The sequence below is a fragment of the Enterovibrio nigricans DSM 22720 genome, from assembly GCF_900167155.1.
GTDB lineage: Bacteria > Pseudomonadota > Gammaproteobacteria > Enterobacterales > Vibrionaceae > Enterovibrio > Enterovibrio nigricans.
In genome coordinates this window covers 1-6,179 of record NZ_FUXU01000133.1, presented here as the reverse complement: position 1 = coordinate 6,179, position 6,179 = coordinate 1, and the positions used below count along the sequence as shown (strand labels likewise).

Here is a 6,179-nt window from a genome sequence, read left to right as displayed (position 1 = left end):
AAGGGGCTGCATTCTGGGAACAAGGACACCCTCGCAATTTAGCAGTAGGTTGTCAAAAGCTCTACGGCTCCAACAAGAAGTGGAAAAAGCGGTATGGCTATCACAAGCGCTCACTATCAGAGACAGCAATGTACCGAGTAAAACAGCTGCTAGGTGGGAAATTAAGCCTAAGAAATTACAATGCTCAGGTTGGCGAGACTTACGCTATGATCAAAGCGCTGAACAAGCTTACAGGACTGGGTATGCCTGAAACTCAGTATATTGCTTAAGAACCGAACAACTTTAGGCTGCCATGTCTTCCAACCGAATTAAGCAACAAAGCCCCAATCCAACCCAAATAAACGTTTCTGAGAACAAGGAACCCAGCGCCGCGAGGGGAAGCGTAAACAATAGCGTTTTTGCGAGCGTTAATTTTAATGACAACATCGGCAATTGAATGCCATTAAAGAACGATGCGGAGATCAATGCCAACCCAAAAGCCGGAAACGAAAATCCGACAATCAAAAGGTAGCGATAAGCAGTATCGACAATCTGTTGTTCGGGAGTGAAAAAAGTGACCAGCATTCGCCCAATTAACGCCAAAATGACATAGAAAATCACGCCCCAATAGACGGCAATACGACCGGAAAGCGCGATTATGTTGTCGAGTCTGAGGAAACTGACATTCCCTTGGCGATAAGCCCCATAATTTTGTGCTACGAGCGGCGTAATGATCACGCTGAGCGCTAAAATTCCCGTTAAAGCAAGAGACTCAATCCGTGTGACAATGCCATATGCTGCTACGGCATTCTCTCCGTATGCAGATACAATACGCGTGATGACCGCAACGGATAGCGGAGTAAGGATTTGTGCGGCAATCGCAGGTGTGGCAAGCCGAGCAGTATCTCTGACATCAGCATAAAGTGCCACTTTGTCCAGCGACTCTGCAAAATGAAGAGGCAGCATGTGTTCTTTGACCAAGAGGATGAGCATCAGGCCGAGCATGATCCCCCATGAAATAACTGTCGCAATTGCTGCGCCGGTCAACGCCAAGGCGGGGACGGGTCCCCATCCAAAAATAAAGACGTAGTCAAGGATGAGATTAGTAAAGCCGCCGACCGCCATGACCAGCATCGGCTTTAGCATGACCCCTTTAGCCATGAGAGATGCGTTTGCAATTAAAACAGCACTTAACAACGGCATGCCAAAGAAAAGGGGATTGATGTAATCAGCGACAAGCGGATACAAATCATCAGACATGCCCAAGAGCTCAAACACGCTGGCACCGAGAAGGTAGCAGACGAGGCCAATTATGGCGGATAGAAAGCCAAAAATAACCAGCGACAGTCCAATTAGATATGAGGCTCGGTCTATATATCCTTCACCCAGTAACCGGCCAATTACCGCAGATAAGCCTGCAGAAATCCCCATGAATAAGCCAACAATGAGAATATAAATAGGGTAAGTAAAACTGATTGCCGTGAGGCTTTTAACACCGAGCTGACCGATAAAATACGTATCGACCAGTTGAAACAAGAAGGTCAGTAACATGCCAACTGCGGTAGGCGCGGCCATTGAAACCAACGCGCTACCGATCGGCTTTTTCAGCAATGCATTATCCATGTGCCAATTGCCTTATTGAAATGACCACCCGTTGTGCAGTCAGTACATTTATACAGCCAGTACATTGACCGTTGTTTTCAACGCGTCGAGTAGTTCAGCATTGTTGAGCTTTTGTGCTTCCATATCGAAATTGTCGTAGAAGCTAGGTACGGACAGTGAGCCTTTAAGGTCTACACCAAAATAGGGAGCGCTGGTTACGGCTGAATTTAATACGGTTTGTGCGCCGCCCGGGCCTGGTGATGTAGCCAGATAAACGACAGGTTTGCCTTGATAAACCTTTTGCTCAATACGAGATGTCCAATCAAACAGGTTTTTATATGCAGCAGTATAAGAACCATTATGCTCAGCAAAGGAAACGATGATGGCATCAGCTTCACCTATCTTTTTAAAGAACGCTTGCGCTTGTTCTGGGTGCCCGAGTTCGGCTTCACGATCTGTGCTGAAAATGGGCATCTCGTAGTCATTGATGTCGAGAATTTCGACGCTTGCACCTTCGACTAAACTGGCTGCATGTGTAGCCAGTGCTTTGTTGATGGATTGTGCGCTGCTAGATGCGGCAAATGCTAATAGTTTCATCATGGTTTCCTTATAAATTCGATCTAAAGTTGGCGAGTGCCCATGTATTCAATAAATTCGATCACGTTTCTGTCGGGATCTCTGATGAATATTGATGTTCCCGTGGGATGATTCATCGGCCCACCAGAGAGAGGAATATCCATCGCGGTTAAGTTTTCTATGACAGCGTTGATATTTGAAACTTCGAGAGCAACATGCGTATAACCCGTTAATTTTTCCTGCGTATCCATCAACACATTTACACCGTCTTTATTCGATGCGTTTAGAATAAAGTTAATATTGATGCCGCACGGGTGTTCGACAATGGCGACTGGCTCTGGTCCACTAGGGCCTGCGACATATTCAAAACCCAGTTTGCCATAGAAAGACGTCGCAGCTTCAAAACTACTGACGCGCAATCCGATGTGGTTCACTCTTGTCAGTTCCTTCATGGGACCACCTTCTTCCTTTTCGTAACGTTGTACTTACTTTAATTGCTAATCGTTAGAAGATTAATAGCCTGCATGTGGAAGGATTGTTTCCATATGACAGCTAATGTCGTTATGCTTGCTTGAATGGTGAGTGATTGGAAAAGGCGATGAATACACAACTGTTTGATGGAATGGTCATTTTCACAGAAGTGGTTAAGTATGGCAGTTTTACAAAGGCCGCCGAAAAATCGGGTCATTCGACATCATATATAAGTAAAGAAATCAATAAATTAGAAGAGAGGCTCGGTGTAAGGCTTCTTCACCGGACAACGCGTTCTCTAAACCTGACGCCTGAAGGGGATCTTTACTATGAGCAATGCCGACAAATCGTGCAGGATGCAGCGCAGTTAGAAAGTGCGATGCTCGGCCATCAAAACACCCCGAAAGGACATCTGAAAATCAGTTGCCCGACAAGCTTTGGTTTGATTTCACTCGCTCCACTTATCAGTCGTTTTACCGACAAGTACCCAGACATTACGTTCGACGTTGAATTAAATGACAGGAAAGTAGATCTGGTCGCGGAAGGCATTGATATTGCTGTTCGAGCTACGCAATCCCTCGAAGATTCCAGCTTGATCTGCAGAAAGTTTATGACATCGGAAGGTGTGACAGTCGCATCTCCTGATTATTTGAACGCATTCGGTACCCCCAATCACCCTAATGAACTGACAAACCATCGCGTGATCAGTTATAGAAATTTACCGAATTACAATACATGGCGATATACAGAGCCTAACGGCGATGTGATTGAAGTGAATGTCGAGAGCTTTATGACGTCGAACAGCTCTCAATTGATTTTGTCACTGTGTTTGGAAGGGCGGGGAATAATCCGTACACCTCGGTTTAATCTGCGAGATGAACTCTCGTCGGGAAAGCTGGTGGAGCTATTTCCGGAATACCCGAGAATTCCAATAGAAATTTTTCTTGTTTACCCAAGCAGAAAACACATGTCCTCTAAGGTACGGAGTTTTATCGACATTGTTATTGAAGAGCTTGGCGATAATTAAAGCCCCTTAGAGGGGCTTTAATATCGGGTAAATTTTCAACTTCGGGGATATTAACGACCGAAACCATAATGTCGGATATAGCCAAAACTTACCCAGGCCACCAGCAGCGTAGCAATAACCAGCTCAAACAGCCCCAGCCTTTCCAGCCATGACCAGTGAGGAAAGTCAGTGCCAAGCCACAGTGTTAAACGCTCCATGGCAACCGCGCTGATGACTGATGGAAAAGTGAGTGCTGCGATAGTGGGTTGAAACGGTTCTTTGAGTAAATCGAAATAACAGAGATAGACAAACAGCGTCATCATAATACCGACACCCGCTAATGCGCCCGCTAAGACGGGATCTGGAGAAGGAAGATTGACCAAGTATGCCGTGAGTGCCAGATTCACAGGGGCGGCCATAATGGCCAGAACAGGACGAGAGTTTCTCGGTAAGGTTTCTAAAAAACATAGGCGGTACAATACGAACGGCAGCATACAAAAGTATGCACCAATACAGACATGTGCGAGCATGGCCGATTCGTGGTCAAAACCAAGCTTCGGACCAGCAAGCGTACTACTGATAAGCCCTACCGGATAAAGAAACCAACTTGGATAGATATTGCACTTCTCAAACGATTTTGCTTGATGAAAGAAAAAGTAGCAGGCCATGAAAATGTGCATTGTCATGGCGGGGTACCACACCAACGCGGCGGCCTTTACATGAATTTCGGCAAGGAAATCGGCCATCAATAAGAGTGACATGGTCATAGGCGCCATTAAGCTACCGTAGAGCGGATCTCGCAGATCTTGGAAAAAACGTCTGGGTTCCAGGGCGTATTTCATCCAAACCGGTGTGATCAGCAAAATGCCGATGAAAGACAAAAGAGGGCGAGAAATAGAGCCAGTTATCGGGTGATAAAGTGCCCAAGCCGTACCCAATCCAAAAAATGCCATCGCCAATGAGGCTTGAGCGGTGGGTATAAAACGAAAAGGCGAGTGGAAAGCGGTCAATCTAACATCCATGAATTAAAATGAAGAGCACGAGATCTGGGCTTTATTATACGCATATCAATAACGGTTTTGACTGTATGCTGACATTTTCTTTTTTGTTTTAATAGCATGCATCGAATCGCGCTGTAGGCCGCGTTCCTAAGCATAATCCTTGCCTAAAATGGGTGTCTGTAGCCACCAAAATCTATATTCGGAAAGCTCGTCACAATCGTAATAATGAGACGTAGCGGTAGGAATGGGTTGCCCTATAATCAAATGGCACTCAGGCAATTTAGACGATTAGGACGAGCATTCTGCTCGATTCAGCCAGAAAGTGAGACTGGCAGCATGAGTGACATAACAATTTGGAATGTTACATCAGCGTAGAAATACGCCACTTTAAGTGAAAGACCTCGCTAGTCCAATGAGCCCATGTGAATATGTCCACGAGGCTAGGTCGCTCGACATAGTGAGCAGGCGAGTAAAACGCAAATTATAGCAACACTACAGTATTCTAATTTTCAACTTAAAGAGATGAACCAAAAAGCCACCGGAAAGGTGGCTTTTTTTCGTTTGATAGAAAAGACACGTTCGAGAAATAGCCATCTAATGATGTAGACGCAATGTGATCTTTTTGAACTGGATCGATCCAGTTTTCTGGATGTCATATCTTCAGGTTTCATGGTGTGGCCGTGAAGGGTTTTAAAAAATAATACAATGCGGGAGGTGTATAATCTCCCGCAGAGGCGTCTAAACAAAACTTTTCGGTGCTGATATTTATGTTTTAACTACGATTTTATAGCGACTAGCTCGATATATCCTCTTGCACCGATGGGTTCAAGTTGGATTCTAGGGTTTCGTTTATCCCAAGAGTAACCTATGTTACTTGGGTCATATTTACTAATGGCGCTCCACATACCTTCAATTTCTTGTAGGTAGTCTTCTTCAGCAAAAGGCTCTCCTTGGAACTTAAGGTATATTGCCGAAGGTAAATCAATAATATCGAAACCGTCTACAATCTCGCCATTGTAGTCATTGGGGAGTTCGACACCCTGTACATACTCAGAGGTACCCGGTTTTATATAAGCGGGCGGTAACCAAAGACAGACAGGCTCTTCGCTAATCGACGTAATGCTGGTAAGAAGTCCCCAAATATCTCCGCCTACCTCATCACAATATTCAAAATAGTTTTTTGCGTTGATTCCCCGTTTTAACATCACCTTGCGCGCTGGCTTTTCAATTACTTGGATAAAAATATTGGTTACGTTTTTCATCGCAATGCCTCTATTAGCTAAGGGTCTATATTTAACACCATAAGGAATAAAAAGGTTGACGGGTGTAGGCTTCACTGCGTAGCGACTAGGGTTTAAACCAAATTCTTTTCTAAAGGCTCTTTGGTAGCCATCTACACTCCCAAACCCTATCTCAAATGCAATATCAATTATTTTAAGATTTTCGTCTCGAAGCTTTAATGGGCTTTGTTGCTTAAATCGATGGAACTAAATCTAGAAGCTACGATCTGATCGGCTACACCCATCAATCGTCGTAGTCTCATG

6 protein-coding genes and 1 pseudogene are annotated in these 6,179 nt (G+C 44.8%); 2 read left to right on the top strand and 5 right to left on the bottom strand.

What is annotated here, in order from left to right; genetic code table 11:
* A pseudogene (locus B5D35_RS22285) lies at positions 1-269 on the top strand (IS5/IS1182 family transposase); the annotation flags it as partial.
* A 13-nt stretch (positions 270-282) separates the two neighbouring features.
* Here B5D35_RS22285 and B5D35_RS22280 read toward each other — a convergent pair.
* The 3 genes from B5D35_RS22280 to B5D35_RS22270 are packed head-to-tail and all read right to left on the bottom strand — an operon-like array spanning position 283 to position 2,609.
* Entirely contained in the window at positions 283-1,602 is a 1,320-nt protein-coding gene (locus B5D35_RS22280) for an MATE family efflux transporter (RefSeq protein ID WP_078754629.1), read from the bottom strand.
* Positions 1,603-1,650: 48 nt separating this feature from the next.
* Positions 1,651-2,178, bottom strand: a complete 528-nt coding sequence (locus tag B5D35_RS22275; protein WP_078754628.1) for an NADPH-dependent FMN reductase — start codon at positions 2,176-2,178, stop codon at positions 1,651-1,653.
* Positions 2,179-2,201: 23 nt separating this feature from the next.
* Complete coding sequence (locus B5D35_RS22270; RefSeq protein ID WP_078754627.1) at positions 2,202-2,609, bottom strand: VOC family protein; 408 nt, start codon at positions 2,607-2,609, stop codon at positions 2,202-2,204.
* A gap of 146 nt (positions 2,610-2,755) precedes the next feature.
* Between B5D35_RS22270 and B5D35_RS22265 the strand changes: the two genes are divergently transcribed.
* Complete coding sequence (locus tag B5D35_RS22265; RefSeq protein ID WP_078754626.1) at positions 2,756-3,655, top strand: LysR family transcriptional regulator; 900 nt, start codon at positions 2,756-2,758, stop codon at positions 3,653-3,655.
* Positions 3,656-3,705: 50 nt separating this feature from the next.
* Here the strand turns inward: B5D35_RS22265 and B5D35_RS22260 are convergent, their stop codons facing one another.
* Positions 3,706-4,656 (bottom strand): TDT family transporter, encoded by a 951-nt coding sequence (locus B5D35_RS22260; RefSeq protein WP_078754625.1) that lies wholly within the window; start codon positions 4,654-4,656, stop codon positions 3,706-3,708.
* Between the two features lie 755 nt (positions 4,657-5,411).
* On the bottom strand, positions 5,412-5,897 hold the full coding sequence (locus B5D35_RS22255; RefSeq protein WP_078754624.1) for a hypothetical protein: 486 nt from the start codon (positions 5,895-5,897) through the stop codon (positions 5,412-5,414).
* Between the last annotated feature and the right edge of the window lie 282 nt (positions 5,898-6,179).

What these genes read in the sequence shown, in the direction of transcription:
- B5D35_RS22280 (WP_078754629.1), bottom strand. Translation starts at nt 1,602, where the DNA reads ATGGATAATGCATTGCTGAAAAAGCCGATCGGTAGCGCGTTGGTTTCA.
- B5D35_RS22275 (WP_078754628.1), bottom strand. Translation starts at nt 2,178, where the DNA reads ATGAAACTATTAGCATTTGCCGCATCTAGCAGCGCACAATCCATCAAC.
- B5D35_RS22270 (WP_078754627.1), bottom strand. Translation starts at nt 2,609, where the DNA reads ATGAAGGAACTGACAAGAGTGAACCACATCGGATTGCGCGTCAGTAGT.
- B5D35_RS22265 (WP_078754626.1), top strand. Translation starts at nt 2,756, where the DNA reads ATGAATACACAACTGTTTGATGGAATGGTCATTTTCACAGAAGTGGTT.
- B5D35_RS22260 (WP_078754625.1), bottom strand. Translation starts at nt 4,656, where the DNA reads ATGGATGTTAGATTGACCGCTTTCCACTCGCCTTTTCGTTTTATACCC.
- B5D35_RS22255 (WP_078754624.1), bottom strand. Translation starts at nt 5,897, where the DNA reads ATGAAAAACGTAACCAATATTTTTATCCAAGTAATTGAAAAGCCAGCG.